General features: G+C 41.3%; 26 protein-coding genes. 17 read left to right on the top strand and 9 right to left on the bottom strand.

Annotation, left to right across the window (positions count from 1 at the left end):
* Positions 1-197: 197 nt before the first annotated feature.
* Positions 198-362, bottom strand: coding sequence for a hypothetical protein (locus tag CYK47_RS15415; protein WP_164709133.1), 165 nt, complete (start codon positions 360-362; stop codon positions 198-200).
* A 298-nt stretch (positions 363-660) separates the two neighbouring features.
* Between CYK47_RS15415 and CYK47_RS02540 the strand changes: the two genes are divergently transcribed.
* Together CYK47_RS02540 and CYK47_RS02535 are read left to right on the top strand one after the other, a co-directional pair.
* Positions 661-1,230 (top strand): 1-acyl-sn-glycerol-3-phosphate acyltransferase, encoded by a 570-nt coding sequence (locus CYK47_RS02540; RefSeq protein ID WP_122898629.1) that lies wholly within the window; start codon positions 661-663, stop codon positions 1,228-1,230.
* A 105-nt stretch (positions 1,231-1,335) separates the two neighbouring features.
* On the top strand, positions 1,336-2,085 hold the full coding sequence (locus CYK47_RS02535) for a YebC/PmpR family DNA-binding transcriptional regulator (protein WP_122898627.1): 750 nt from the start codon (positions 1,336-1,338) through the stop codon (positions 2,083-2,085).
* A 46-nt stretch (positions 2,086-2,131) separates the two neighbouring features.
* Here CYK47_RS02535 and CYK47_RS02530 read toward each other — a convergent pair whose 3' ends face one another.
* Positions 2,132-2,602 carry an Lrp/AsnC family transcriptional regulator gene (locus tag CYK47_RS02530; protein ID WP_122898625.1) on the bottom strand — a complete coding sequence of 157 codons (471 nt, stop codon included), beginning with the start codon at positions 2,600-2,602 and terminating at the stop codon, positions 2,132-2,134.
* Positions 2,603-3,031: 429 nt separating this feature from the next.
* A complete protein-coding gene (locus CYK47_RS02525) occupies positions 3,032-3,796 on the bottom strand; it encodes a glutathione S-transferase family protein (RefSeq protein ID WP_122898623.1) in 765 nt (254 codons plus the stop codon).
* Between the two features lie 206 nt (positions 3,797-4,002).
* On the opposite strand from CYK47_RS02525, the gene ychF reads away from it, so the two are divergent.
* From ychF to CYK47_RS02500, 5 genes are all read left to right on the top strand, one after another.
* Complete coding sequence (gene ychF, locus CYK47_RS02520) at positions 4,003-5,094, top strand: redox-regulated ATPase YchF (RefSeq protein WP_122898621.1); 1,092 nt, start codon at positions 4,003-4,005, stop codon at positions 5,092-5,094.
* Between the two features lie 148 nt (positions 5,095-5,242).
* Positions 5,243-5,647: an IS630 transposase-related protein gene (locus CYK47_RS02515; RefSeq protein ID WP_353653403.1), complete on the top strand. Its 405-nt coding sequence runs from the start codon at positions 5,243-5,245 to the stop codon at positions 5,645-5,647.
* 23 nt (positions 5,648-5,670) lie between these two features.
* Positions 5,671-6,189 (top strand): IS630 family transposase, encoded by a 519-nt coding sequence (locus CYK47_RS02510; RefSeq protein ID WP_122898617.1) that lies wholly within the window; start codon positions 5,671-5,673, stop codon positions 6,187-6,189.
* A gap of 492 nt (positions 6,190-6,681) precedes the next feature.
* On the top strand, positions 6,682-8,883 hold the full coding sequence (locus CYK47_RS02505) for an OsmC domain/YcaO domain-containing protein (RefSeq protein WP_122898615.1): 2,202 nt from the start codon (positions 6,682-6,684) through the stop codon (positions 8,881-8,883).
* A 50-nt stretch (positions 8,884-8,933) separates the two neighbouring features.
* A complete protein-coding gene (locus tag CYK47_RS02500; protein ID WP_122898613.1) occupies positions 8,934-9,152 on the top strand; it encodes a hypothetical protein in 219 nt (72 codons plus the stop codon).
* On the opposite strand, the gene bioB is transcribed toward CYK47_RS02500, so the two are convergent.
* Together bioB and queG are read right to left on the bottom strand one after the other, a co-directional pair.
* On the bottom strand, positions 9,149-10,138 hold the full coding sequence (gene bioB / locus CYK47_RS02495; RefSeq protein ID WP_122898611.1) for a biotin synthase BioB: 990 nt from the start codon (positions 10,136-10,138) through the stop codon (positions 9,149-9,151). The two genes, CYK47_RS02500 and bioB, sit on opposite strands and share 4 nt — an antisense overlap.
* A gap of 288 nt (positions 10,139-10,426) precedes the next feature.
* A complete protein-coding gene (queG, locus tag CYK47_RS02490; protein WP_122898609.1) occupies positions 10,427-11,518 on the bottom strand; it encodes a tRNA epoxyqueuosine(34) reductase QueG in 1,092 nt (363 codons plus the stop codon).
* A gap of 22 nt (positions 11,519-11,540) precedes the next feature.
* Between queG and CYK47_RS02485 the strand changes: the two genes are divergently transcribed.
* Together CYK47_RS02485 and CYK47_RS02480 are read left to right on the top strand one after the other, a co-directional pair.
* Entirely contained in the window at positions 11,541-13,001 is a 1,461-nt protein-coding gene (locus CYK47_RS02485) for an NAD(P)H-hydrate dehydratase (RefSeq protein ID WP_122898607.1), read from the top strand.
* A 3-nt stretch (positions 13,002-13,004) separates the two neighbouring features.
* A complete protein-coding gene (locus CYK47_RS02480) occupies positions 13,005-13,277 on the top strand; it encodes an acylphosphatase (protein WP_122898605.1) in 273 nt (90 codons plus the stop codon).
* Here the strand turns inward: CYK47_RS02480 and ruvC are convergent.
* The gene (ruvC, locus tag CYK47_RS02475) at positions 13,274-13,819 is read right to left on the bottom strand and encodes a crossover junction endodeoxyribonuclease RuvC (protein ID WP_122898603.1); all 546 of its coding nucleotides are present in this window, start codon (positions 13,817-13,819) and stop codon (positions 13,274-13,276) included. The two genes, CYK47_RS02480 and ruvC, sit on opposite strands and share 4 nt — an antisense overlap.
* A 217-nt stretch (positions 13,820-14,036) precedes the next feature.
* On the opposite strand from ruvC, the gene CYK47_RS02470 reads away from it, so the two are divergent.
* Both CYK47_RS02470 and CYK47_RS02465 read left to right on the top strand, forming a co-directional pair.
* Entirely contained in the window at positions 14,037-14,606 is a 570-nt protein-coding gene (locus CYK47_RS02470; RefSeq protein WP_122898601.1) for an FxsA family protein, read from the top strand.
* 99 nt (positions 14,607-14,705) lie between these two features.
* Entirely contained in the window at positions 14,706-15,338 is a 633-nt protein-coding gene (locus CYK47_RS02465; RefSeq protein ID WP_122898599.1) for a LysE family transporter, read from the top strand.
* Here the strand turns inward: CYK47_RS02465 and CYK47_RS02460 are convergent.
* A complete protein-coding gene (locus tag CYK47_RS02460; RefSeq protein ID WP_122898597.1) occupies positions 15,330-15,509 on the bottom strand; it encodes a hypothetical protein in 180 nt (59 codons plus the stop codon). The two genes, CYK47_RS02465 and CYK47_RS02460, sit on opposite strands and share 9 nt — an antisense overlap.
* Positions 15,510-15,618: 109 nt before the next feature.
* Between CYK47_RS02460 and CYK47_RS02455 the strand changes: the two genes are divergently transcribed.
* On the top strand, positions 15,619-15,876 hold the full coding sequence (locus CYK47_RS02455) for an FmdB family zinc ribbon protein (protein ID WP_171407284.1): 258 nt from the start codon (positions 15,619-15,621) through the stop codon (positions 15,874-15,876).
* Between the two features lie 37 nt (positions 15,877-15,913).
* Here CYK47_RS02455 and metK read toward each other — a convergent pair whose 3' ends face one another.
* Positions 15,914-17,080, bottom strand: coding sequence for a methionine adenosyltransferase (metK, locus tag CYK47_RS02450; protein WP_122898595.1), 1,167 nt, complete (start codon positions 17,078-17,080; stop codon positions 15,914-15,916).
* A gap of 656 nt (positions 17,081-17,736) precedes the next feature.
* Between metK and tkt the strand changes: the two genes are divergently transcribed.
* The 4 genes from tkt (at position 17,737) to CYK47_RS02430 (ending at position 22,864) form a co-directional block, all read left to right on the top strand.
* Positions 17,737-19,725, top strand: coding sequence for a transketolase (tkt, locus tag CYK47_RS02445; RefSeq protein WP_122898593.1), 1,989 nt, complete (start codon positions 17,737-17,739; stop codon positions 19,723-19,725).
* A 117-nt stretch (positions 19,726-19,842) separates the two neighbouring features.
* On the top strand, positions 19,843-20,058 hold the full coding sequence (locus CYK47_RS02440) for a hypothetical protein (protein WP_122898591.1): 216 nt from the start codon (positions 19,843-19,845) through the stop codon (positions 20,056-20,058).
* 170 nt (positions 20,059-20,228) lie between these two features.
* Positions 20,229-20,813: a YceI family protein gene (locus CYK47_RS02435; protein WP_122898589.1), complete on the top strand. Its 585-nt coding sequence runs from the start codon at positions 20,229-20,231 to the stop codon at positions 20,811-20,813.
* 140 nt (positions 20,814-20,953) lie between these two features.
* The gene (locus tag CYK47_RS02430) at positions 20,954-22,864 is read left to right on the top strand and encodes a gamma-glutamyltransferase family protein (RefSeq protein WP_171407285.1); all 1,911 of its coding nucleotides are present in this window, start codon (positions 20,954-20,956) and stop codon (positions 22,862-22,864) included.
* On the opposite strand, the gene CYK47_RS02425 is transcribed toward CYK47_RS02430, so the two are convergent.
* Positions 22,861-23,574: a glutamine amidotransferase gene (locus tag CYK47_RS02425; RefSeq protein ID WP_122898587.1), complete on the bottom strand. Its 714-nt coding sequence runs from the start codon at positions 23,572-23,574 to the stop codon at positions 22,861-22,863. The genes CYK47_RS02430 and CYK47_RS02425 overlap by 4 nt on opposite strands.
* 273 nt (positions 23,575-23,847) lie before the next feature.
* Here CYK47_RS02425 and CYK47_RS02420 point away from each other — a divergent pair, with 273 nt between their 5' ends.
* The gene (locus tag CYK47_RS02420; RefSeq protein WP_122898585.1) at positions 23,848-25,146 is read left to right on the top strand and encodes an ABC1 kinase family protein; all 1,299 of its coding nucleotides are present in this window, start codon (positions 23,848-23,850) and stop codon (positions 25,144-25,146) included.
* Positions 25,147-25,197: the final 51 nt, after the last annotated feature.

Raw genomic sequence — 25,197 nt, 5'->3', positions numbered from 1 at the left:
ACTAACCAACAAAAATGCAAAAAACAAGTGTTTTCCATTTAATCGCATATTAAGCCAACAATTTTTTTAAATTTGGCTGTTAAGCGCAATCAAAAATTCCAAGTAGCCACTGCTTAAATGTAGGATTTTTACAATACATTAATACCTAAAAAGTATTAATTTTACAAAATAATCTTGTCAGCTATAACTTAATCATCTTAAGCAATATGTTTAATCGATAGGCTGTTTTTTGGCATTGGATAGATCACTTTACGGCTTAAACGCTTTTCTTTACGCGATTCAAGGTAAAATTCTAACATTGACCAACATACTACTAACATAAAAACCACAAATGCCACGCTAAGCATAGACCATATTGTCATTAAGATTACTCCGTTATGAGGTTGAGTAACACACAATTACAAATCCTGTGCACCTCCATCTAAGACAAAAGTCTAATGGGTATTTCAGCAGATGGAAAGACACTTTTTAGTCAAATTAAGACTTAATTTATATTGTGTTATTTGTTTTAAATATAATTAAATTTAATGTTAGACATAAAAAGACTAAGACGGGTTAAATTTAAGTAAGAATTAGATTTTTTTAGTTCAAAACTTGACTCGCCTGACAAACAAGCGGAGAGTATGCGCCTGTTTTAAAAGCAAGCACTGTAATTGATCTATGTTAAAGAAATTTATTGGCCAAGCGGCATTTAAACTTTCAGGTTGGCAATACGAAGTTCAACCCGATGTGTTGGAGGATAAACAAGTCATTGTGGGTTTTGAACATACCTCAATTATGGATGGCGTGCTCTCGATTGCTCTATTTCAAATTTATAATATTCAAATTCATACTTTAATCAAAAAAGAGCTCTTTAAAGGGCCAATGAAGCCCATTTTAGAGGCCATGGGCGGTATTGCGGTAGACCGTAAAGCCAAAGGCAATGTAGTACCGCAAATGGTGCAATACTTCAATGAAAATGAAAAATTCAATTTAGTGATTGCTCCAGAGGCAACACGCGCAGCGCGTGGTGAGGCGCGTCGTCCGATTCGCACGGGTTTTTGGCATATTGCCAAAGCGGCCAATGTCCCGATTGTCTGCATGTATGCCAATTCTCTCACCAAACAAGGCGGTATTTTTGCTAAGATTTATCCTAGCAATCTAGATGATGATCTTGAATTAATGCAAAAACTTTATAAAGAGCATACTGGCTTAGATATTGTGATTCCTAAGCGAAAAACACGTGCATAAATGCGCAAAAACTACAAGTAAAGCCCTTTATCCGAAAAAAAGGCTTATGGTAGAATTCACCTCAATTTGATAGGCATAAGGCCAATCTACAAGGAGCATATTCGCATGGCGGGTCATTCCAAATGGGCGAACACAAAGCATCGTAAAGCAAAACAAGATGCGAGCCGCGCTAAAGTTTTCACAAAATTTATTCGTGAGATTGTGACAGCAGCGCGTTTAGGTGGCGGTGATGCTGCCTCTAACCCACGTTTACGTGCGGTGGTTGAAAAAGCATTAGTTGCAAACATGACACGCGACACAATCAACCGTGCCATTCAACGCGGTGTGGGTGGTGAAGAAAATGCTGATTTAAAAGAAGTCACTTATGAAGGTTATGGCGTAGGCGGTGTTGCAGTTATTGTCGAAACTATGACTGACAACTTAAACCGTACCGTGCCAGACGTTCGTCATTGCTTCTCTAAAACGGATGGTAACTTAGGCACTAATGGTTCAGTGGCATTCTTATTTACCAAACGTGGTGAGATTACTTTTGAAGATGTATCTTTAGAAGATCAAATCATGGAGGTAGCTTTAGAAGCGGGTGCTGAAGATATCGAAGTGTCTGAAGATGACATCTTAGTGATTACTACTCCAGAGAGTTTTGGTGATGTGCAGGATGCTTTAGCAGCAGCAGGTTTAAAATCTGACAACGCTGAAGTGGTAATGAACCCATCAACAAAAGCTGAAATCACTGATGTTGAACAAGCGAAAAAAATCTTAAAAATGATTGATATGCTTGAAGACTTAGATGATGTACAAAACGTATATACCAACGTTGAATTCTCAGATGAGGTTTTAGCACAATTAGACGCTTAAACTTAAGCTGAATAAAAAAACGCGCTGTTAAGCGCGTTTTTTTATTTTAAGCTTTACTCAATAAACCATGACAATTAAATACGTTATATTCTTTAATCACAAAACTTGAATGTAGCGCCACCACATGCTCAATCTTGCCAATACGCTGCAACAGCACTTCACTGTAACTTTGCATATCTTTGGCGACAACTTCTACAATAAAATCCGCCGATTGTCCTGTTACTAAAAAAGCATGAATCACTTCTGGAATATCTTCAAGTTCTTCTAAAAATTTCGCAAAAGTATCACTATCGTGTTTGCTTAATGAGACTTGTAATAATACATGTAAGCTAAAGCCTAATTTTTGATAATTTAAGTCACGTTTCAATTGGGTAATAATATTGCTATCAATGAGCTGTTTAATGCGACGATGCACTGAGCTGACCGATAAATTAATCCGCTCGGAGAGTTCATTAAGGTTTAAATCTTGGTGGGTCAAAATTTCGAGAATTTGTTTATCAAAGCGGTCAAGTTGCATCAGCTCATCCTATTTTGTTGTGTTTTTGTGTTGGATGATGCCGCGTAGAATATTTTAGGGTGTCTGAGGAAAACTAAATTTGTTTACTTCAACAACTACACGTTTATAACCTATAGCATGTGCCTATTAACTTCTGATCAATAGCGTCCTAAGTCGAATCGAGACCTTGTGGGTAAAGACAGCTTCACTTTATAAGTGTTTGTGCCTGTTACTCTTTTCGATCCCCATCACACCCTTGCTATATAGATTAGCAACATCCGTTTTAAATTATTTTCCTAAATTAAAAGAAATAAAAGGCTTTTTGAAAATTTTTTCCACTAAATCATTAAAATTTGCAAAAAAATCTATAAAGTAGATTTAAAAGTTATTTCTTTATGCAATAAAGCGTTTATTTTTGAGATTTCTTTCAAAAAAACCACAGCAAGCGCGTTATACACCACGCCAGTCGACACGGGCGCGACGCTCATTCGCATAGATACGAGCTACATATTGTCCCAATGGTAACTCGCTTAAATACTCACGATACTGTAAAAATTCCGTGGAAAATGCATCAGGATGCTCAGTTTCCCAAGGGGTACCCGGCAACGCCAAAATAGGCGCTAACATACTACAGACCGCAATATCGGCCAAACCTAAACGTGATCCCAGTAAATAACGACCATGATTGGCAATTAAAATCTCGTTAAACATCGGAATCATCTGATCCAGCTCTGCTTTTGATTCAGCCACTTTATCACTTTGAAGCTGATAACCTTTAAAAACCATTTTTTTGAGTAAGGGTTTGGTATATTTATCAAACTGGCGTAGATAGCCTTTTTCACCAATTAAAATGTCGACCGATTCATCGCTACCTTGCAAGGCATGGGCCAATACCCAACGTCGTACATGATGCCCCATCTCATTGGCCTGCGTATCAATTTCTAGTGCTTGTGCACGTAGGTTGATATCACGAGACAAAAAGCGATGTTCGGGATAATGCTCATCTAAATACAATGCGATTTGCGTGCTGCCTGCAATCCATTGTTCGACATCTTTTAAAACGGGTAATTTATTTTGCCCCGTTTTTAGTTGGGTAAAGGCACGATGTACCCCTGGAATTAAGTTTTGAGCCACATAATCCAGTTCTTTATGATCCAGCAACCAACGTGCTTTTTCACAAAAATGTGATAAAGGGAACTGGTAAAGTGTACGCATACAAACTCCAAATAAATTGCTTTTATAAGCAAATAAATCAATCGCTGTTACTTTAAGCGATAATAAACGCCCAACACAATGCGATTTATGACCAAAGTGCCAACACCTACGGCAAAAGCGTTGCAGCAATTTGCATCTCATGACTTTAGCTTGGCTTTGTTGTAAAATCAGCGCTAATTTTTAGATAACACTTTGTGAGTGATTTCATGGGTTTTAATTGTGGTATTGTTGGCTTACCCAACGTTGGTAAATCTACCCTGTTTAATGCATTAACTAAAGCTGCAATTGCTGCAGAAAACTTTCCATTTTGTACGATTGAACCCAACACTGGTATTGTACCAGTACCCGACCCACGTCTTGACAAATTAACCGCGATTGTAAACCCACAGCGTGTGATTCCAACCACCATGGAATTTGTAGATATTGCAGGTTTAGTGGCAGGTGCATCTAAAGGTGAAGGCTTAGGTAACCAATTCTTAGCCAATATCCGCGAAACAGATGCAATTGCGCATGTAGTACGTTGTTTTGAAGATGAAAACGTAATTCACGTAAATGGTAAAATTGATCCATTAGACGATATCGCAACCATTAATACGGAGCTTGCCTTAGCTGACCTTGAAACTGTAAGCAAAGCAGTGACACGTTTAGCAAAATCTGCAAAAGGTGGTGACAAAGAAGCAGTTGCAACTAAAGCAGTCTTAGAAAAAATCTTACCTTTACTTGACGAAGGTAAACCAGCCCGCGCTGCCGATTTAGATGATGACGAACGTAAATTAGTACGTGGTTTTGGTTTACTCACTTTAAAACCAACCATGTACATTGCTAACGTGGCAGAAGATGGTTTTGAAAACAACCCGCATTTAGATGCAGTTAAAGCTTTGGCTGCTTCTGAAAATGCCATTGTAGTACCACTTTGCAACCAGATCGAAGCAGAAATTTCATTGCTTGAAGATGAGGATCGTGCGGAATTTTTAGAAGCAATGGACATGGAAGAACCAGGTCTAAACGTGGTGATTCGTGCTGGTTATGCGCTCCTTGGTCTACAAACTTACTTTACTGCAGGTGTACAAGAAGTACGTGCTTGGACGGTAAAAGTAGGTGCGACGGCACCTCAAGCTGCTGGTGTTATTCACACTGACTTTGAAAAAGGCTTTATTCGTGCCGAATGTGTAGCTTACGATGACTTCGTGCAATACAACGGTGAAGCTGGTGCGAAAGAAGCAGGTAAATGGCGCTTAGAAGGTAAAACTTACATCGTACAAGACGGTGACGTTTTACATTTCCGTTTTAACGTATAAACACTTAAACGAAAAAAAGCCCCAATGCTGGGGCTTTTTTTTATATTTAGCGCTGAATACGCCTATTAAATGAATTGCGTATGATAGGGTGAGTAATGTTGATGCAATATATTGAGGTCATATAGCTAAGAATCTAATATGAGCTACTATACAAAAAATACTAGAATTTAAGATCACGCCAAAAACATATTCTGTCGATCTACGCGAAAGAGCCATTCATTTTTATAAAGAGTCAAAGCATAAATCGAAGACGTGCGAAATATTTAATATTGCCAGAACCACGCTCGATGATTGGATCCTCATTGAACAGCAGACCGGTCAACTCAAACAACCTAAATCTCCAAATCTAGGACGCCCCTCAAAGATTCTGGACCTGCAAGCCTTTGAACATTTTATAAAACATACACCCTTTACTCAGGCTAAAGATTTGGTCTCATTATTTGAACAACATTTCGGTTATTCTGTTGGCTATCATGTCATTTTAAAAGCCCTGAATAAGATGGGCTGGACAGGTAAAAAAAGAGTTTCCTTTACAGACAAGCCTGTAAATTAAGTCGTACTGTCTTTGAATGATGTTTGCCTCAATGGAAAGCGCAATATGGTGAAGATCACATTCTTTATATCGATGAGTCAGGCATCAATACCAATGAAACCGCAGAATATGGTTGGTCTCTTAAAGGTCAGCGATGTCATGCATTCAGGTCAGGTGGGCATGGTACGAGACTCAGCATGATCAGTGCTGTGAGATCAAATGCACCATTCAAGTTTATTCAACCTTTAGTGTTTCAAGGCTCATGTGATCGGAATATTTTCGTGTGTTGGTTAGAGTATTTGTTGCAGGGTTTGCAACACCAGGATATTCAGACTAAAAAATATTTGCTGATTCTCGACAATGCATCGATACACAAAGGAAAAGTGATCGATGATTTAGCAGCTCAATATCAGACGAGAATCGTTTATCTACCTGTCTATAGCCCCGACCTCAATCCTATTGAAAAAGCATGGTCGATCTTTAAAAGTAAACTCAGACACATGATTGCTCAGAATAATAAAACTCTTCCGGATGCTTTGGATATTGCGTTCAGGATGATGTAGCTTATGTTTTATACTTGGCTATACCTTCTTAAAAGAACATACTTAAATTGATCATTGCCATTATATTGATATGGGTTCCTCTTTTACTAAGAAGCTGTGCATTGTAAAAATTCAATCAGGATTTAAGACGCAGTGGCGGAGTAAAAAGCTTCATGGTTGAAATCACAAGTCATCAAACTGCATATTCTGAGATTTTAATAAAAATAATAAGTTATATGATTGTTTTTGTTCGTATGGGGCGCCAAATTTTTGAAAAAATCCTGATGTAAAATTGAATAAATTTTTATTTTGCTAGCATTTCAGCAGTTCCTCTAGGCCTAAGCCAGTTAAAGATTATCAATTGGCTGAAATGCCTTTATAATAATAGCATCTTTGGCTAGGTCTTTACGCTTAGTCTGTTCTTTTTAAGTCTATTTCTGTCTTTGATTCGGCTTATCTTTTATTTGCAATCTTATGTGTCCATGCGGACATATAGGACGTTTAGGTACTCGCATGGAAATTAAGGTTAATTATCTCGATAACCTTCGACAAGAAGCTAAATTTGATGACTTTAGCGTCATCGCCGACCAACCCATTCGTTATAAAGGGGATGGTTCTGCACCAGGTCCATTTGACTACTTCTTAGCATCATCTGCTTTATGTGCCGCTTATTTCGTTAAGGTATACTGCGCAGCGCGTGATATTCCAACCGATAATATCCGTTTATCACAAAATAATATTGTAGATCCAGAAAACCGCTACAAACAAATTTTTAAGATTCAGGTGGAATTACCGGCTGATATTTCAGAAAAAGACCGCCAAGGCATTTTACGTTCGATTGATCGTTGTACCGTGAAAAAGGTCATTCAAACGGGTCCTGAATTTGTCATTGAAGAAGTCGAAAGCATTGATGCAGATGCGCAAGCATTACTGATGCCAAGCCTTGCTTCAGATAACAAAACCGTCATTCCCGGTAAAGATTTACCGCTTGAAGAAACCATTGCCAATATGTCTGCCATTTTGGCAGGTTTAGGCATGAAGATTGAAATCGCTTCTTGGCGTAACATTGTGCCAAACGTATGGTCATTACATATTCGTGATGCACAATCGCCAATGTGTTTTACCAATGGTAAAGGTTCAACCAAAGAAAGCGCCTTAGCATCAGCTCTAGGCGAATTTATTGAGCGTTTAAACTGTAACTTCTTCTATAACGACCAATTCTGGGGTCAAGATATTGCCAATGCCGAATTTGTGCATTATCCAGATGAAAAATGGTTCCAACCGGGTGAGGATGGTGAGTTACCGGTTGAAGTATTAGATGACTATACTCGCGCGATTTATGATCCTGATGATGAATTATTAGGCACGCATTTATACGATACCAACTCAGGCAACACCGCGCGTGGGATTTGTTCATTGCCATTTGTACGTCAGTCGGATGGCGAAACCGTGTATTTCCCATCGAATTTAATTGAAAACTTATACTTATCTAATGGTATGAGTGCGGGTAATACTTTAGCTGAAGCACAAGTACAATGCTTATCTGAAATTTTTGAACGTGCAGTGAAACGTGAAATTTTAGAAGGCGAGATTGCACTACCGGATGTACCGCAAGAAGTTTTAAATAAATATCCAAAAATTGTGGAAGGTATCAAAGGCTTAGAAGAGCAAGGCTTCCCAGTGTTGGTGAAAGATGCATCGCTTGGTGGTCAATTCCCAGTGATGTGTGTGACCTTAATGAACCCACGTACGGGTGGTGTCTTTGCTTCATTTGGTGCACATCCAAACTTTGAAGTGGCCTTAGAGCGTAGCTTAACAGAGCTATTACAAGGGCGTAGTTTTGAAGGCCTAAATGATTTACCACAACCAACCTTTAGCTCAAATGCTGTGACTGAGCCGAATAACTTTGTGGAACACTTTATTGATTCAAGCGGTGTGGTGTCTTGGCGTTTCTTTAGCGCAAAAGCGGATTACGATTTTGAAGAGTGGGACTTCACCGACAATGGTCAAGCAACTAATGCTGAAGAAGCGCAAGCGTTATTTAACATTTTGCATGACATGGATAAAGAAGTGTATATGGCAGTCTACACGCATCTAGGTGCAACGGCTTGTCGTATTTTGGTGCCGGGTTATTCTGAAATCTATTTAGTTGAAGATTTGGTTTGGGATAATACCAACAAAGCTTTAGCATTCCGTGAAGACATTCTAAATTTACATCGCCTTGATGAAGAACAGCTTGAAGCCTTGGTTGAACGTCTTGAAGAAGTTGAAGTAGATGATTACACCGAAATCAAAACTCTCATTGGCGTTGAATTTGACGACAATACGGTGTGGGGGCAGCTGACCATTTTAGAACTTAAGCTACAGATTTATCTTGCTTTAGAGCAATTTGAAGAAGCGAAAGATCTTGTTGAAGCCTTCTTACAGTACAACACCAACACCGTTGAGCGCGGTTTATATTACCAATGCTTAAACGTAGTGCTTGAGGTTGAACTCGATGACGAGATGGAGCTTGACGACTATGCGCATAACTTCCGTCGTATGTTTGGTGAAGAACGTATGAATGCGGCGTTAGGTGCATTAGATGGTAGCGTACGTTTCTATGGTTTAACTGAAACCAATATGCAACTTGAAGGTTTAGATCGTCATTTACGTCTAATCGATAGCTACAAAAAATTGCATGCTGCGCGTGCTAAATTTGTCGCTCAGCAATAAAACATAATCATCAGCCTATACTTGGGTATAGGCTGATGGGGTAAATAGTCATGAAAGATTTTAAAGCCTTAACTTATATCGTAGATGATAACTTAGCTGATACCCTAACTTGGCTCAGTCATCATCAAGACTGTTTTGAGCGTTTTAGCTATGACTGTATTACGCAAGAATTATGCGTCGAACATGCCAATGGTATGGACATGATCCGTAAAGGCGATTATTTAAATGCCAGTTATGGCATTTTAATTACTGCGCATAATTTTGCTTAAACCGCCATGGCATCAATACTTAATACTTGCGCAATAGGTTGAGCGACTTCTTGCTGTAAGCCTAATTTTTTAAACAGGGTTTGGTCTTGTGAAGTGCCTTGATTTGGGGTGGTGAGTAATTTATCACCTGAGAAAATCGAATTTGCACCTGCCATAAAGGCCAAGGCCTGTTCTGACTCAGTTAGACTTTCCCGTCCTGCAGATAAGCGAATATAGCTTTTTGGCATAATCAAACGTGCCACGGCAATGGTCCGAATCCATTCTAAGATATCGAGTTTTTCGGTATTGCCCAAAGGTGTACCTTGAATGGGTACCAGCAAATTAATTGGCACGGATTCTGGATGCAGCGGTAAGGTGGCAAGTTCGTGCAGTAAGCCAATACGGTCTTGCACATCTTCACCTAAGCCAACAATCCCACCACTACACACTTTCATACCTGCGTCGCGTACATGCTGTAGCGTATCTAAACGTTGATCAAAACTGCGTGTGCTAATCATGTTGGGATAATATTCACGCGAGGTGTCTAAATTATGGTTGTAATAATCCAACCCTGCATCGGCTAAACGCGTTGCTTGCGAGGTATTTAGCATCCCTAAAGTCATACAGGTTTCTAGACCTAAGGCTTTAACCCCTTGGACTAATTCTAAAACATAAGGCATATCACGTTCGTGCGGATTACGCCATGCAGCCCCCATGCAAAAACGGGTAGCACCTGAAGCTTTGGCTGCTTTGGCATGTTCAAGCGCCGTGCTTACCGCAATTTTCTTTTCTGCAATAAGCTGCGTGTCATAGTGGGCGGATTGGGCACAATATTTACAATCTTCAGGACACTTACCTGTTTTAATGGAGAGTAAGGTACTCACCTGAATTGAATTGGCTTTAAAATATTGCCGATGTAAGCTTTGTGCCTGTAAAAGTAAATCTAGAAATGGTTGTTGATAAAGCGCTTCAATCTCTTGTCGTGTCCAATCGTAACGTAATGACATTTTTTTATCCTAAAGCATATGTATTTTTTTAAGCATAGCCCAGAAAAAATATGGGTAAAGGCAAAAAATGCCAAATTATTTAGTGAAAAAGCAGTTAATTTTTAATACTTAAAATATTTATTTTAATTGCAGAATTAACCTATTTTACGAAGTTTTAATTACAAAGTTAATTTTTAGAAATCCTTAAAAAACTTGAAAAAGTCATTATATTGAAAATTTTGTTGCGAACGTGAGCTGATGTTGCTGCTTGGCAAAATACATCAGTATAGAGCACGTTCGCGACTAAATTTACACTTGTTTCAGTTGTTGCTGCTCTAAGGCCCAATCAATATGCACTTGCACAATCTCATCATGCTGCTCACGTTTGGCTTGTAATTGCTTGATGATGTCTAAATTAAATGGCGCATTGCCTAAGCCAATCGCGACATTGCGCATAAAGCTTTGATAACCGGTGCGACGTAGTGGGCTGCCTTCGGTATGGCTTAAAAAGGTCGCTTCATCCCATTGCCAAAAGTCTAATAAAGTTAAACGATCTAAGCCATGTCTAGGTTGGAAATCTTCAATTGGGGTGAGTTTGGCAAAGCTATTCCACGGGCAAATCAGTTGACAGTCATCGCAGCCAAAAATTCGATTGCCAATCGGGCGGCGTAGGTTTTCAGGAATAATGCCTTTATATTCGATAGTCAGATAGGCAATACATTTGCTGGCATCAAGCATATAGGGTTCAACAATTGCTTGAGTTGGGCAAATATCAAGACAGGCACTGCATGAACCACAATGTTTACTGGTCGGTTGGTCAAATGGTAAATCTAATGAGGTAAAAAGCTCGCCTAAAACGAAAAAAGAACCTGATTTTTTATGAATGAGTAAGGTGTGTTTACCTGTCCAGCCCATGCCGGCATTTTCAGCCAAAGATTTTTCAAAAATCGGTGCAGAATCGGCAAAAGGGCGCGATTCAAATTCACCCACGCGCTCACGAATGCGCTGTGACAGGGTTTTTAATCGGCCGCGCATGGTTTTGTGATAATCACGGCCACGGGCATAACGGGCAATAATGCCTTGATTAGGCGCATCGGGTACATGACGGGGCTTGGGTGTTTCGACCAAATAATCCATACGCACACAGATAATGCTTTTAGTCCCAGGTACCAGTAAGGCAGGGTTGGCACGTTTTTCTAAATTTTCGCCTAAAAAGTGCATATCGGCTTGATAACCGCGTTTTAAATATTCTTCTAAGCGTGCTAATTCGGCTTGAGCATCCGGCTTGGCAATGACACAATCAGCAAAACCAAGCGCAAGTGCCTCTGCTTTAATCCATGCTTTAAGTGCCACGGGATCATCGGTCTGAGTTGGAATAAGGGGAGAGGATGCAGCAGCCATAAGGATAAAATAAGGAAAAACAATGCAGCAAGTTTATCATAGCCACGATATTCAAGCATGGGAGCAACGTTGGTTTGCGCAAGGAAATTCATCTTACGGCTTAATGCAACAAGTGGCATGGTCGATTGCACAACAATTACAAACCTTATTCACTGATAACAGCCTAAAAAATGTCGCGGTATGTTGTGGTCAGGGTAATAATGCGGGGGATGGTTATTTAATTGCAAAGTATCTGCAAAACTTAGGTTTTAATGTGCAAATTTATGCCAGTCCTTTAGGTGATTCAGCTGACTTACACCGTGCTTATACAGAAGCAAAACAAGCCAATATTAAAATCCTGCAAGGTTTTGACTTTATAAAATCTTATGATGTTTATGTTGATGCGTTATTTGGAATTGGGCTCAATCGTGACTTAAATTTAGAGTGGCAGGGGATTATTCAACATATCAACGCACAAGATGGCTTAAAAATTGCCATTGATCTTCCAAGTGGTTTAAACGCCAATACAGGGCAACCTTTACAGTGTGCAATTGTGGCCGATTACACCTTTACCGTATTGGGTTTAAAGGCAGGTTTATTTACTGGTAAAGGGAAAGCATTTGCAGGTGTCGTGCATACGGTCGCCTTATTACCCCCCGACTCGAAATTAAAAGCTTTAGCACAGCTGTCGCCATTACAGATTACTTTGCCTCAAAGGCAAGCCTTTGGGCATAAAGGCAGTTATGGGCATGTGTTGCTGGTCGGTGGACATGCGGATATGGGCGGTGCGGTGATTATGGCTGCAGAAGCTGCTTTTTACGCAGGTGCGGGCAAAGTGACAGTAGTCTGTGATGCAAAACATCATAGTGCGATTTTGGCACGTAGCCCGAATATCATGCTGCGTGATATCAATGCCCTGAACACAGCCGATATTCAACTTCTTGTTGGCCAAGTGGATGCGGTCTGTTTCGGTATGGGTCTAGGGCGTGATGTATGGGCAGCAGAAAAATTTCAGCACTGGTTTGATTTCATTAATCAAGATGATGTAACTTTAATTTTAGATGCTGATGGGTTATGGTTTTTAGCACAGCAGCCGCACACTTTAAGTCAAAATAGCTATTTGACCCCACATCCGGGGGAAGCGGCGACCTTACTCCATTCAAGCGTTATAGAAGTTGAAGCCGATCGTATTGCTGCAATTTATGCACTACAGAATACCTATGGCGCTGAATGGGTGCTCAAAGGTGCTGGTAGTTTAATTTTACAACAAGAACAATTATGGATCTGTCAGGCGGGGAATGCCGGCATGGGTACAGGTGGTATGGGTGATGTATTGGCGGGGATGATTGCCAGTTTAAAGGCGCAGTTTGGCGCGCAGATTCAACTGCATCAAATTATCATGTTACATGCCAAGGCCGGAGACTATTTAGCAGCGTCGGGTCAGCGCGGTTTACAAGCCCAACATATGAACCAAGCGATTTATCATATCGTCAATGGAGAATAAAACATGCAACAAGGATTTTATTTAACGGTTATGGGCAAAGTACAAGGCGTGGGGTATCGTCGTTGGTTTGCTAAGCAAGCCCAAGCCAAAGGCTTAACTGGCTATGTTAAAAATTTAGCCAATGGCGAGGTGGAAGCGGTGATCTATGGCGAGCGCTGCGCTGTGCAAGAGATGCTTGATCAAAGCTTAGTTGGCCCAAGTCGTGCAGAAGTCACTTATTTGCATTACCGAAGCTATGATCAAACGGATGATCAAGGTTTTAGCATTGTGCGTTAACGACGACGGCTGCTTGAACGACTACGCCCGCGTGCCATGCCGCCTAAGGCATTGAGCACTGCCATTTTGCTCATACTGCCTGAGGCATGTGCATGACAAATGGCAGCAGCTAAGGCATCTGCTGCGTCTTGTTGTGGTTTAATTTCAAGCTTTAAGATGCGCATGACCATCATTTGCACTTGTTCTTTATCGGCTGCGCCATAACCCACCACTGACTGTTTGATTTGGCGTGCGGTATATTCCGCCACAGATAAATCTAAGTTGGTGAGGGCGGCAATAGCAGCACCACGCGCTTGGCCCAGTTTTAAGGCAGAGTCAGGGTTTTGCGCCATAAACACTTGTTCAACTGCGGCTTCGGTTGGGCCATGAAAACGTACAATACGATCCACCCCTGCAAAAATGCGTTTTAAGCGCTCAGGCATTTCAGCAGTTTCGGTACGAATCGTGCCTGCATCCACAAAGCTTAATTGTTGTCCTTCTTTTTTAATAATGCCATAACCGGTTAAACGTGAACCGGGGTCAATCCCAATAATTAAGCTCATTACCTTTGGTCTGTTACTGCTATGCAGGCATTATAGGCAAAATTGGCTGTTAAAATACAAATGCCCAGTTAAGCAGCCAAAAAATACGCAGTCAAGTTTGCAAAAATAAATCGTCAAGCGTGCTTGTAAACGTTAAAATATCCCCCATAGATATTAAAAGCAGGGCAATTTATTTGCTTTGCGCCCAACATATTGTATTGAGATTAGATTAATTTTCATGAAATTAGCGCTTATTGTTTTAGCTGGCCTTATTCTCGAAGTCTTCGTATGGATCGGCGTGGGTGACCTCGTGGGTAGTATGTGGTACGTTTTCTTCTGGTTTGTTGCCGCATTCTTTATTGGGATTAACTTGGTGCGTAAATACGCAGCAGGGGTAATGCCACAAATGCAACAAATGCAAATGGGCATGGCCATGGGCGCGGCAGATCCAGCCTTAGGTGCAAACTTACCCAAAATTGTGGCAGGCTTTTTCCTGTTAATCCCAGGTTTAATCAGCGATGTGTTAGCGCTATTAATCTTAATTCCTGCAGTACAAAATGCCTTTAAAGCAGCTGCAATGAAACTCATGTTAAAACGTCAGCAAAGCATGATGGAACAAATGATGGGGGGGATGGGTGCAAATATGGGCGGGGCACAAGGTCAAAACCCGTTTGCAGATCTCATGCGTCAAATGCAAGACATGCAAGGTCAGGCCAACTCACATGACTCGACTATTATTGACGGTGAAGCGCGTGAAGTGACACCTGAAGCGAAGCGTTTAGATTTAAAAGATGTTAATAAAAAATAGACCTTAAGTTTAAATTCTAAAGACCGAGCCAAAGTGCTCGGTTTTTTTATGCCGACTGCGCGTATAATCTTGCCAACTTTTATACGAATTTTTTGAGTTATGTCCTTATTGCTGACCATTAGTTTGCTACATTTTGTGGCTCAGTTAAGTCCTGGCCCTGATGTGTTATTAATCGCTAAAAGCGCTGCCTCAACCACACGTCGTAATACTCTAAATATTATTGCGGGTATTTCTTTAGGGATCGTGGTGTGGGTCTTACTCACACTGGCGGGTTTTACTGTACTTATGCAGCAATGGCCATGGATTCAGCAAGTGTTAATGTTATTGGGGGGATTTTTTTTAGCTAAAATGGGCTATGCCATGTTACAAGGTGGTTTAAAAAGTCTAAATACAGCTGCGCAGTTCACTGAGGATACGGCTACTCACACGCCAAAAAATTACTTTTTATTGGGTTTATTCACTAACTTATCTAATCCAAAAACCTTAATTTACTTTAGTAGTGTATTTTCTTTGGCCTTATCGTCATCGGCCAGCGCCAGTTTAAAAACGCAATTGGCGATTTTAATTCCGCTGCAAACGTTTTTAACCTTTGTCTTGTTTATGCTGATTTTATCGCTACCCAAAATTAAAGCCTTATATCAGCGCTCGGGCAGTTATATCGATATTATCTCTGGTGCACTGTTTTTAATCTTTGCGCTCTGGTTATGGTGGGATGCACTGCAATTATTTTAGTGCGTCTGGGCGTGGAGCATGTTCAACCTTCTGCTCTGACTCACTTTGTCTTGGATGCTGTTGTTTATAGCGATTTGGATTTAAAGTAGTGATGCTATTTTCAGAACCTTGATAGCGCTGACTGCGATTGGCGCGCTCACGTAAGCCGCCTTTTTTAATCAATTGAACCATAAGAAAATCCTTACAAATTTAAAACAAAAGATTGCTACAAAGTGTCACAAAAATACGCTGTAAAGCGTGGCACAATTCTCATCAAGGTCAGTCAAATAGGAGGATACCTATGCTGCGTTATCAATATCATTGTGCATGTTGTGATCATACGGTAAATGCAGATGCACACACTTGCCCAAACTGCGGTTCACATCAAATCAAGAGCCCGTTTGGATTTTGGATATTTTGTATTTTAACCTGTTTAGCCTTAGTCATTGCCTTAAAATTGGTACATGCCTATTTACAGCATGACCAACCTATTGTACCTGAACAGCAAAGTTTATTTGAAGTGCTGACTTTTGATCACAATAAAACGCCAGAATCATAAAAAAAAGCCCGCAATTGCGGGCTTTTTTTTATAGAAATTACAGACCAGCAGAGGCGCGTAACGCTTCAGCTTTATCTGTTTTTTCCCAAGTAAATGCAGTATCTGAACCTTCACGGCCAAAGTGACCATAAGATGCAGTTTGTTGGTACATCGGTTGAATCAAATCAAGCATACGAGTAATACCGTATGGACGTAAGTCAAAGTGTTCACGGACCAAAGCAATAATCAAGTCTTCTGATACTTTAGCAGTATTAAAGGTATTGATCGAAATAGATGTTGGTTCAGCAACACCAATGGCATAAGACACTTGAATTTCACATTTATCAGCAAGGCCAGCTGCAACAATGTTTTTTGCAACATAACGACCTGCATATGCCGCAGAACGGTCAACTTTCGATGGATCTTTACCAGAGAATGCACCGCCACCGTGACGCGCCATACCGCCGTAAGTGTCAACAATAATTTTACGACCTGTTAAACCACAGTCACCTACAGGGCCGCCAATCACAAACATACCTGTTGGGTTGATATGGAATTTAGTACCCGCATGGAACATATCCGCAGGAATGACTTTCTTGACGATTTCTTCAATTACGGCTTCTTTAAGCTGTGCTTGAGTAATTTTAGGGTCATGTTGTGTTGATAAAACTACAGCATCTAAACGTACAGGTTTGCCATTTTCATAAGCAAAGGTCACCTGACTTTTCGCATCTGGACGTAACCAAGCCAATTTACCTTGTTTGCGTAATTCAGCTTGTTTTTCCATTAATCGATGCGCATAAGAAATTGGCGCAGGCATGAGGACATCTGTTTCACGGCTTGCGTAACCAAACATCAAGCCTTGGTCACCCGCACCTTGATCTTCAGGTTTTTGACGGTCTACACCTTGTGCGATTTCTGGTGATTGCTTACCAATCATGTTAATCACAGCACAGGTTGAACCATCAAAACCTAAATCTGAATGGTGGTAACCAATACCATTGACGGTATTACGTACAATCGCTTCAAAATCGACGTTGGCAGTGGTTGTGATTTCACCGGCAAGTACAACAGCACCCGTTTTTACCAGTGTTTCACAAGCAACACGTGCGTATGGATCTTGTTTTAAAATTGCATCCAAAATGGCATCACTGATTTGGTCAGCCATTTTATCTGGATGGCCTTCGCTTACAGATTCCGAGGTAAATACAGCGTACTCGCGCATAGTCCTATCACAGTTAAATTAAAAGACGCGATATGTTACATCGACTTAGACTTTTGGACTAGTTCTAGAATGTGAAAATGCCTGAATTTATTTCAATTTCATCGCTTTTTATTGGATATATTGATTAGAAAAACTGATAAGCGGAGCTAAAAAGTCAGATTTTGATGCAAATTACCCAATTGCAACAAAATCAGCCAATGTTTTAATTAAAGGCTAAAAAATAAAAAAACCAAAGCTTTGTGTGGTTTTTTTTAATAAACTCAACAAAATTAAGTATATCGTTTAAATTGTGTATGTCCTACTCGCAGTTGACCCTCATGTTCGGCTGTAGGTTGGATGAAAAGGACGGAGAAAAATATCTGTAATTTCATGTGTTGTGATTCAACATGAATAAAATTCATTATAGGGGTGTTTTTAGTGTAAAAAATGGTCACTAGAATAGGGTCTATTAGGGTTGAAACCCGACCTTGTGCCTAAAAAATCTAAGGCAGGACTTGGAAAAGTAGCATTTGCAACCATAATTACTTTCAATCACTGTAATAAATCTTGAAATCTAGACGCTAAGGCTTTACCCCTTGGCATTTTTTTAAGACAATATACGGCAGTTTTGAATTTTGATTCATGTTCTTTTTAACAGATAATTTGGACTCTGACCTATGACGACCCCACTGAATGAACGTCGTATTGCCAACGCAATTCGTGTATTAGCAATGGATGCTGTGCAAAAAGCAAACTCAGGCCATCCAGGTGCGCCAATGGGGATGGCAGATATCGCTGACGTGGTTTGGCGTGAATTTTTAAGCCACAACCCAAGCAACCCAAATTGGGCAAACCGCGACCGTTTTGTATTGTCTAACGGCCATGGTTCTATGCTGCAATACGCATTACTTCATTTAACGGGCTATGATCTTTCAATTGAAGATCTAAAATCATTCCGTCAATTGCACTCAAAAACACCAGGTCACCCAGAATTGGGCTATGCACCAGGTATTGAAACAACGACTGGTCCACTTGGTCAAGGTATTGCCAATGCTGTTGGTTTTGCTTTGGCTGAAAAAACGTTAGCGGCACAGTTCAACAAAGAAGACATCAGCGTTGTTGATCACTTCACTTACTGCTTCTTAGGTGATGGCTGTTTAATGGAAGGTGTTTCTCACGAAGCATGTTCACTTGCAGGTACTTTAGGTTTAGGTAAGTTAATTGCTTACTACGATGACAACGGTATTTCAATTGACGGTGAAGTTGAAGGTTGGTTCTCTGACGATACAGAGCAGCGTTTCCAAGCTTACGGCTGGCAAGTGATTAAAGTTGATGGTCACGATGCAGACGCATTACGTGCAGCAACTTTACAAGCGAAAGCTGAAACTAAAAAACCAACGATCATTATCTGTAAAACGATTATTGGTTTAGGTTCACCAAACAAACAAGGTAAAGAAGATTGCCACGGTGCACCACTCGGTAACGATGAAATCGCGTTAACACGTGAAGCCTTAGGTTGGACTGAAGGTCCATTTGAAATTCCTGCTGACGTTTATGCAGCGTGGGATGCCAAAGAAAAAGGTTCACAAGCAGAAGCAGCTTGGAATGAAACATTTGCTGCATATGCTGCAAAATACCCAACTGAAGCCGCTGATCTAAAACGTCGTTTATCTGGTGAATTGCCTGCAGACTTCGTGGCGAAAGCAGATGCGTATATTGCTGAAGTCAATGCAAAAGCGGAAACCGTAGCGACTCGTAAAGCCAGCCAAGCTGCGATTCAAGCGTTTGCACCAATGTTATCTGAAATCTTAGGTGGTTCTGCCGATCTTGCAGGTTCTAACCTTACACTTTGGAAAGGCGCACAAGGCGTTCAAGACAATGCGGCAGGTAACTATGTCCACTATGGCGTACGTGAATTTGGTATGACTGCAATCGCGAACGGTGTAGCACTTCACGGTGGTTTCATTCCTTATGTTGCAACATTCTTGATGTTCATGGAATATGCACGTAATGCAGTACGTATGTCTGCACTCATGAAGCAACGTGTGATTCATGTTTACACGCATGATTCAATCGGTTTAGGTGAAGACGGTCCGACACACCAACCAATTGAACAAATCGCGTCTTTACGTGGTACACCAAACTTAAACACTTGGCGTCCATGTGACACGGTTGAAGCGGCAATTTCTTGGAAATCTGCGTTAACACGTTCTGAAGGTCCAACTGCGTTGATCTTCTCTCGTCAAAACTTACCATTCCAAGCGCGTACTGATGCTCAAATTGCTGATGTTGCTAAAGGTGGTTATGTATTGGCTAAAGAAAAAGGCGAACTCAAAGCAATCATCATTGCAACAGGTTCTGAAGTTTCTCTTGCAATGGAAGCTTATGCACAGTTAGAAGGTGTACGTGTTGTTTCTATGCCATGTGCTGAAGAATTCGTAAAACAAGATGCAGCGTATCGTGAAGTTGTACTGCCATCTAACATTCGTGCGCGTGTTGCGGTTGAAGCAGCTCACGTTGACTACTGGTGGAAGTTTGTAGGTTTAGACGGTCGTGTGATCGGTATGACCACATACGGTGAATCTGCACCTGCAAAAGACTTATTCCAACACTTTGGAATTACAACAGAAGCAGTTGTGGCTGCGGTAAAAGAAATTACTGCTTAATCAACTGATTAAATAGCTTTAAAAGGCGTCCCAGTTTTGGGGCGTCTTTTTATTTTTAAAGGTGTTGGACATGTTTTCAACATCATCTCGTGATTCAGAACAGAAGTGAGTAAGGCAATGAGTTTATATGAGCAAATTAGTGATGAAATTACGTTAATGGATGCAGGCGAACAAAAGTGGATTGGTGAAGACTTACCACTTGAAGCCATGGTGGCAGTTGAATTGTTATTAGATAGTATGGCGGAAGAAAAACAAATTAAAGTACGCCGTAAAAACCGTGAAAAGCACACGGGTTTAAAGCAGATTGATCGAATTTTGGTTGAAAAGCTGTAGATGATACAAGAGAAGGGAGGCGTGAGCCGCCCTTTTTTTATATAGAATGTTGTGTCGTTTGCATTAATTAACAATATAGCGTTCCAAAGCTGCAACAATCTGTTCTATCTTCTAGGATGTAAAAAAACCAAAATCTATACATTAGAGCCTATGTTATTGAGGAAGAAAATATGAACATTCAAAAAATCGCGCTTGGATTGGCTTTAACCACTGCAGCAAGCATTGCTATTGCTAAACCCGTGACTTATACCATTGACCCAACCCATACCGCGACCGTATTCCAATGGGATCACTTTGGTTTTTCAACACCTTCTGGCAACTTTAGTAATATTCAAGGTCAAATTGTGATGGATAACGCAAAGCCTGCCAACTCATCGGTGCAAGTGCGTATTCCGCTATCAAGCATTAATACCAACGTCAAAGCCTTAGATGAGCATTTACAAGGCGCGGACTTTTTTGATGCGGCTAAATATCCTCACATCACTTTTAAAAGTACTAAAGTTCAAGCAGTCAGCAAAAATAAATACAAAATTACGGGTGATTTAACCATTAAGAATGTGACTAAGCCTGTAGTCTTGGATGCAGTATTAAACAAACAAGGCGAGCACGGTATGTTAAAAGTGCCTGCGATTGGTTTTAATGCCACGACATCATTTAAACGTTCAGATTTTGGTGTTGGGGCTTATGTACCCAATGTAGGTGATAAAATTACCGTGAATATCACCACAGAAGCGACTGTACCTGCTAAAAAATAAACAGCAGCGTGTCGAAAAAACAGCACCTTCGGGTGCTTTTTTCTTGCATAGTGTTTTATGATCAAGGTGTTGTAGACAAAAATAAAAAAATTGAGCATAACAATAATGGAGTCACTATGACGCAAAAAACCTATTTAGCCATGAGTATCAGTGCATTGGCGTTGCTGATGAGCGCCTGTAACGATGACAATAAAAAAACCACACATTTAAAAGTCGATCAAAATCCCTATAGTTGTCAAAGTAAAACAGTAGATGGTGGGCAAGTCGTGGTCGGTTCGGATGTGGCGGGTGATCCTGCGGCACCTGAACCTGCTTCTGGTTATCGTGCGGGTTTAACTGCAAAACACTCAGATCAGTATATGGTGGTGGCCAATACGCCTTTAGCCACTAAGGCAGGCTGTGAAGTTTTACGTGCGGGTGGTTCGGCAATTGATGCTGCGATTGCAGTGCAAGCGGTATTGGGACTGGTAGAACCCCAATCGAGTACGATCGCAGGCAGTACCTTTATGCTGTATTTTGATGCCAAAACTAAACAAGTCAGTGCTTATGATGGGCGTGAAACAGCCCCCGCTTTGGCCACACCTTATTATCTAAGCCGTCAAGAGCAAGCCGACGAAAGCTCTAGTGCACCAGTACCCAATGCACGTCGCAGTGGGCGTTCGATTGGTGTACCTGGTACCATGCGTATGTTTGAATTGGCACATCAAGAGCATGGTAAATTGCCATGGCATAGCTTGTATGATGATGCAATTGATTTGGCTGAGGATGGCTTTAAAATTCCAGGGCGCTTAGCCGCAGCCATTCAAAGCAATGCTAATCAGTTGGCTTTGGATGCTAATGCGATGCGTACCTTTTTTCATCCTGATGGTACACCGCGCGGAGTGGGTGAGCGCATGACCAATCCTGAGTATGCTCAGACCTTAGCTGCCATTGCACGTCAAGGTGCCGATGCCCTACATCAGGGTCCAATTGCGGCACGTTTGGTGGCCAAAGCCCAGCAAACTGTTGGTGATGATGCCGCACAGACGCCTATTACCCCAAGCTTGATGACGCTCAATGATTTAGCAAACTATAAAGCCCTAAAACGTCAAGCGGTGTGTAGTGATTATCGTGATTATCAAGTTTGTGGCATGCCGCCACCATCATCGGGTGGGATTGCAGTTGCGCAAACTTTGGGCATACTCAGTCATTATAATTTAAGCCAATATTCACCCAGCGCACTTTCAGGTGATGGTGGAATTCCACATCCACAGGCAGTTCATCTAATCAGCGAAGCAGAGCGTTTGGCGTATGCTGACCGTGATTTATATGTGGCAGATAGCGACTTTGTTGCCTTACCTGCACAAGGTTTAGCCAGTTTATTGGACGCCAATTATTTGCGTCTGCGTAGCTTACATATTGATTTAGATCACTCGATGGGGACTGCATCAGCAGGTGATTTTGGTCTTGCACAGGGGGTGATGGCTACACCTGAAAATGGCACCACGCAATTTACCATTGTCGATGCTTATGGCAATGTGGCATCTGTCACCTCCACCGTTGAGGGTAGTATGGGCTCTTATCATATGGTCGATGGTTTTTTACTAAGTAATCAATTGACCGACTTTGCTGCCAATCCTATAGATGCGCAAGGCCGTTGGGTGGCCAATCGAGTAGAGGGCAATAAACGTCCACGCAGTACCATGACCCCCATGTTGGTGCTCAAAGACAATAATTTTTACCTCGCCACAGGTTCACCAGGCGGGTCTGCTATTATTCAATATGTGGTGAAAAGTTTAGTGGCCGATTTAGATTGGCAGCTTGACCCACAACAAGCGGCGAACTTGGTCAATTTTGGCGCTAATAATTCCGCTACCACCAATGTCGATGGCTCAAATACACAACTGGATTTAAGTGCATTGGTGGCTGCTTTACAGGTCAAAGGACATCGTATCAGTCAAGGGGCTCAAACCAGCGGCATTGCCACGATTCGCCGTGATGCCAATGGTCGCTATGTGGGTGGAGTTGATCCGCGCCGTGAAGGTTTAGTCTTAGGCAATGGCGCGCTTTAAGCTGTAGTTAATTGCTGTAAAAATTGTAATAGAACCTGTTGAGAGGCGTTTTCAAGTTTAGGTGCAAATTGTTGGTTGTCGGCACGTAAATCAGCAATTGCCACCTGAGCTTGACGCAGCTCGCAGGTATGACCAATCAGCCATTTTTCTAAGGCGTCACTGGCGACTTCGGCATGAAATTGTAAGGCTAAAATATTTTGACCGACTGAAAAAGCCTGATGGGGATAGTCCGCAGAGCTCGCCAATAACCTTGCCCCTTGAGGTAAATCAAAAGTATCGCCATGCCAATGTAATACCTCAACATGGTCAAGCGCTTGTAATGGATGATGGGGCAGATCAGCCAATGTAAGTTGTGACCATCCTATTTCTTTTTGTGAACCTGCATAGACTTTGGCACCTAAGGCATGTGCAATCAGCTGTGCACCTAAACAAATACCCAAAGTAGGTAGGCCTGCCGCTAAACGTTGTTGTAATAATTCAATCTCTTGCGCTAAAAATGGATAATCTTGCGTGTCATAGACGCCAATCGGGCCACCTAAAATCACGGTTAAACCAGTATGTTGTAGGGCACGGCTTAAATCTTCCACGCCCGCTTCTACATAACGCACACGTAGCCCAAGGCTATATAGCACATCTTCCCATGCGCCTAAATCTTCAAAAGCCACATGCTGAATGGCATACACGGTATCGGGAAAATCAGCAGCAAACATAAGCGGTCCTTGGCATTTCATGAATAGATCACTATAAAATAAAAGCCTTAGCCTCGTGAAGACGTCCAGCAAAAAATCGCTCAGAATGGGAACTTAAACAGGGTAAATCGTGCGCGTAGCGGCCAGTGAGGCGAATCTCATCCTGATCAAAGCGCAACTTCTCGTATTTAAATGTAAATTTCACAGTAGAGATCGTGTTTTGTCAGGCACAATCATTCGTATCATGATTTAATTTTGTTAAACTCCAATACTATTACCTTTGACGCTGACATTATGAAAAAAAAGATTGTGTTAGATGGTTTGCGATCTGTGGCACGTATGGGCGAAACGGCAGTGATTGCTGCCAAAGCTGGAATCAAATACGCCAAAGACCGACCAAGTAATGCCAAATTAATGCGAGAAACCTTTGAAGATTTGGGTTCAACTTATATTAAATTGGGTCAGTTTATTGCCAGTACCCCTTCGCTGTTTCCACGCGAATATGTAGAGGAATTTCAAGGCTGCTTAGATCAAACCCCAACCTTACCGTTTGACTACATTTTAGGTGTGTTAGAGGAAGAATTTGCGGGTCGCCGTTTAGAAGAAATTTTTGCCTCTATTGATGAGACCCCACTGGCATCAGCATCAATTGCCCAAGTGCATGCGGCACGTTTGGTCAGTGGTGAAGATGTGGTGATTAAAGTGCAAAAACCGGGTGTAGATACCATTTTACACACTGATTTAAACGTACTGCATTTGGCCACTAAGCTGCTAGAAAAAGCCGTACCGAAAGTGAAATTTGCTTCACTTGCCGACATTGTTGAAGAAATTAAAGTCCGTATGGTGCGCGAAGTCGATTTTATCGAAGAAGCGCAAAACCTAGATGATTTTGTTAACTATTTAAATATCACCCAAAACCAAAAAGCCATTGCCCCGAAAGTCTATCATCAGTATTCCACGCGCCGTGTGCTGACCATGCAACGCTTATACGGCGTACCACTGACGGATTTTGAAGTGGTTAAAAGCGTCAGTGATGATCCATCGCAAGTGCTGATTACCGCCATGAATACCTGGTTTGGTAGTCTAATGCTATGCAAGAGCTTCCATGCTGATTTACACGCGGGTAATCTCATGTTGCTCGAAGATGGGCGCATTGGCTTTATTGACTTTGGCATTGTGGGGCAGTTAAACCCTGAAGTGTGGACTGCATCTATGGCGTTTATGGATGCCTTACAAAAAACAGATTATCAACTCATGGCGGAAAATATGCTGAAAATGGGCATGACCGCACATAAAATTGATACCCACGTTTTAGCGCAAGATTTAGAGCGTTTATTTGGTGGAGTAATGCTCGCTGATCCACAGCAAGTGCTCAATAGTAATCCTGCCGATTTAAATGACATCATGTTAGATATGGTGGCAGTCGGTGAGCGACATGGCATTCGTTTCCCGCGTGACTTTGCGTTGTTGTTTAAACAAATGCTGTATTTTGACCGCTTTATGCGCGTACTCGCACCTTATACCGACATTTATGCCGATCAACGTTTGCAAATGGTGCAGACCATAGATCCGAATGTCTTGCTCAAACAATAACAAGATCACAAAGACCTCACTTGAGGTCTTTTTTAGGTTCTTAATAAAATA

It is taken from the genome of Acinetobacter sp. B51(2017), from assembly GCF_003711395.1.
Taxonomy (GTDB): Bacteria; Pseudomonadota; Gammaproteobacteria; order Pseudomonadales; family Moraxellaceae; genus Acinetobacter.
This window is presented reverse-complemented; position numbering and strand designations above follow the sequence as displayed.

What these genes read in the sequence shown, in the direction of transcription:
- CYK47_RS15415 (WP_164709133.1), bottom strand. Translation starts at nt 362, where the DNA reads ATGACAATATGGTCTATGCTTAGCGTGGCATTTGTGGTTTTTATGTTA.
- CYK47_RS02540 (WP_122898629.1), top strand. Translation starts at nt 661, where the DNA reads ATGTTAAAGAAATTTATTGGCCAAGCGGCATTTAAACTTTCAGGTTGG.
- CYK47_RS02535 (WP_122898627.1), top strand. Translation starts at nt 1,336, where the DNA reads ATGGCGGGTCATTCCAAATGGGCGAACACAAAGCATCGTAAAGCAAAA.
- CYK47_RS02530 (WP_122898625.1), bottom strand. Translation starts at nt 2,602, where the DNA reads ATGCAACTTGACCGCTTTGATAAACAAATTCTCGAAATTTTGACCCAC.
- CYK47_RS02525 (WP_122898623.1), bottom strand. Translation starts at nt 3,796, where the DNA reads ATGCGTACACTTTACCAGTTCCCTTTATCACATTTTTGTGAAAAAGCA.
- ychF (WP_122898621.1), top strand. Translation starts at nt 4,003, where the DNA reads ATGGGTTTTAATTGTGGTATTGTTGGCTTACCCAACGTTGGTAAATCT.
- CYK47_RS02505 (WP_122898615.1), top strand. Translation starts at nt 6,682, where the DNA reads ATGGAAATTAAGGTTAATTATCTCGATAACCTTCGACAAGAAGCTAAA.
- CYK47_RS02500 (WP_122898613.1), top strand. Translation starts at nt 8,934, where the DNA reads ATGAAAGATTTTAAAGCCTTAACTTATATCGTAGATGATAACTTAGCT.
- bioB (WP_122898611.1), bottom strand. Translation starts at nt 10,138, where the DNA reads ATGTCATTACGTTACGATTGGACACGACAAGAGATTGAAGCGCTTTAT.
- queG (WP_122898609.1), bottom strand. Translation starts at nt 11,518, where the DNA reads ATGGCTGCTGCATCCTCTCCCCTTATTCCAACTCAGACCGATGATCCC.
- CYK47_RS02485 (WP_122898607.1), top strand. Translation starts at nt 11,541, where the DNA reads ATGCAGCAAGTTTATCATAGCCACGATATTCAAGCATGGGAGCAACGT.
- CYK47_RS02480 (WP_122898605.1), top strand. Translation starts at nt 13,005, where the DNA reads ATGCAACAAGGATTTTATTTAACGGTTATGGGCAAAGTACAAGGCGTG.
- ruvC (WP_122898603.1), bottom strand. Translation starts at nt 13,819, where the DNA reads ATGAGCTTAATTATTGGGATTGACCCCGGTTCACGTTTAACCGGTTAT.
- CYK47_RS02470 (WP_122898601.1), top strand. Translation starts at nt 14,037, where the DNA reads ATGAAATTAGCGCTTATTGTTTTAGCTGGCCTTATTCTCGAAGTCTTC.
- CYK47_RS02465 (WP_122898599.1), top strand. Translation starts at nt 14,706, where the DNA reads ATGTCCTTATTGCTGACCATTAGTTTGCTACATTTTGTGGCTCAGTTA.
- CYK47_RS02460 (WP_122898597.1), bottom strand. Translation starts at nt 15,509, where the DNA reads ATGGTTCAATTGATTAAAAAAGGCGGCTTACGTGAGCGCGCCAATCGC.
- CYK47_RS02455 (WP_171407284.1), top strand. Translation starts at nt 15,619, where the DNA reads ATGCTGCGTTATCAATATCATTGTGCATGTTGTGATCATACGGTAAAT.
- metK (WP_122898595.1), bottom strand. Translation starts at nt 17,080, where the DNA reads ATGCGCGAGTACGCTGTATTTACCTCGGAATCTGTAAGCGAAGGCCAT.
- tkt (WP_122898593.1), top strand. Translation starts at nt 17,737, where the DNA reads ATGACGACCCCACTGAATGAACGTCGTATTGCCAACGCAATTCGTGTA.
- CYK47_RS02440 (WP_122898591.1), top strand. Translation starts at nt 19,843, where the DNA reads ATGAGTTTATATGAGCAAATTAGTGATGAAATTACGTTAATGGATGCA.
- CYK47_RS02435 (WP_122898589.1), top strand. Translation starts at nt 20,229, where the DNA reads ATGAACATTCAAAAAATCGCGCTTGGATTGGCTTTAACCACTGCAGCA.
- CYK47_RS02430 (WP_171407285.1), top strand. Translation starts at nt 20,954, where the DNA reads ATGAGTATCAGTGCATTGGCGTTGCTGATGAGCGCCTGTAACGATGAC.
- CYK47_RS02425 (WP_122898587.1), bottom strand. Translation starts at nt 23,574, where the DNA reads ATGTTTGCTGCTGATTTTCCCGATACCGTGTATGCCATTCAGCATGTG.
- CYK47_RS02420 (WP_122898585.1), top strand. Translation starts at nt 23,848, where the DNA reads ATGAAAAAAAAGATTGTGTTAGATGGTTTGCGATCTGTGGCACGTATG.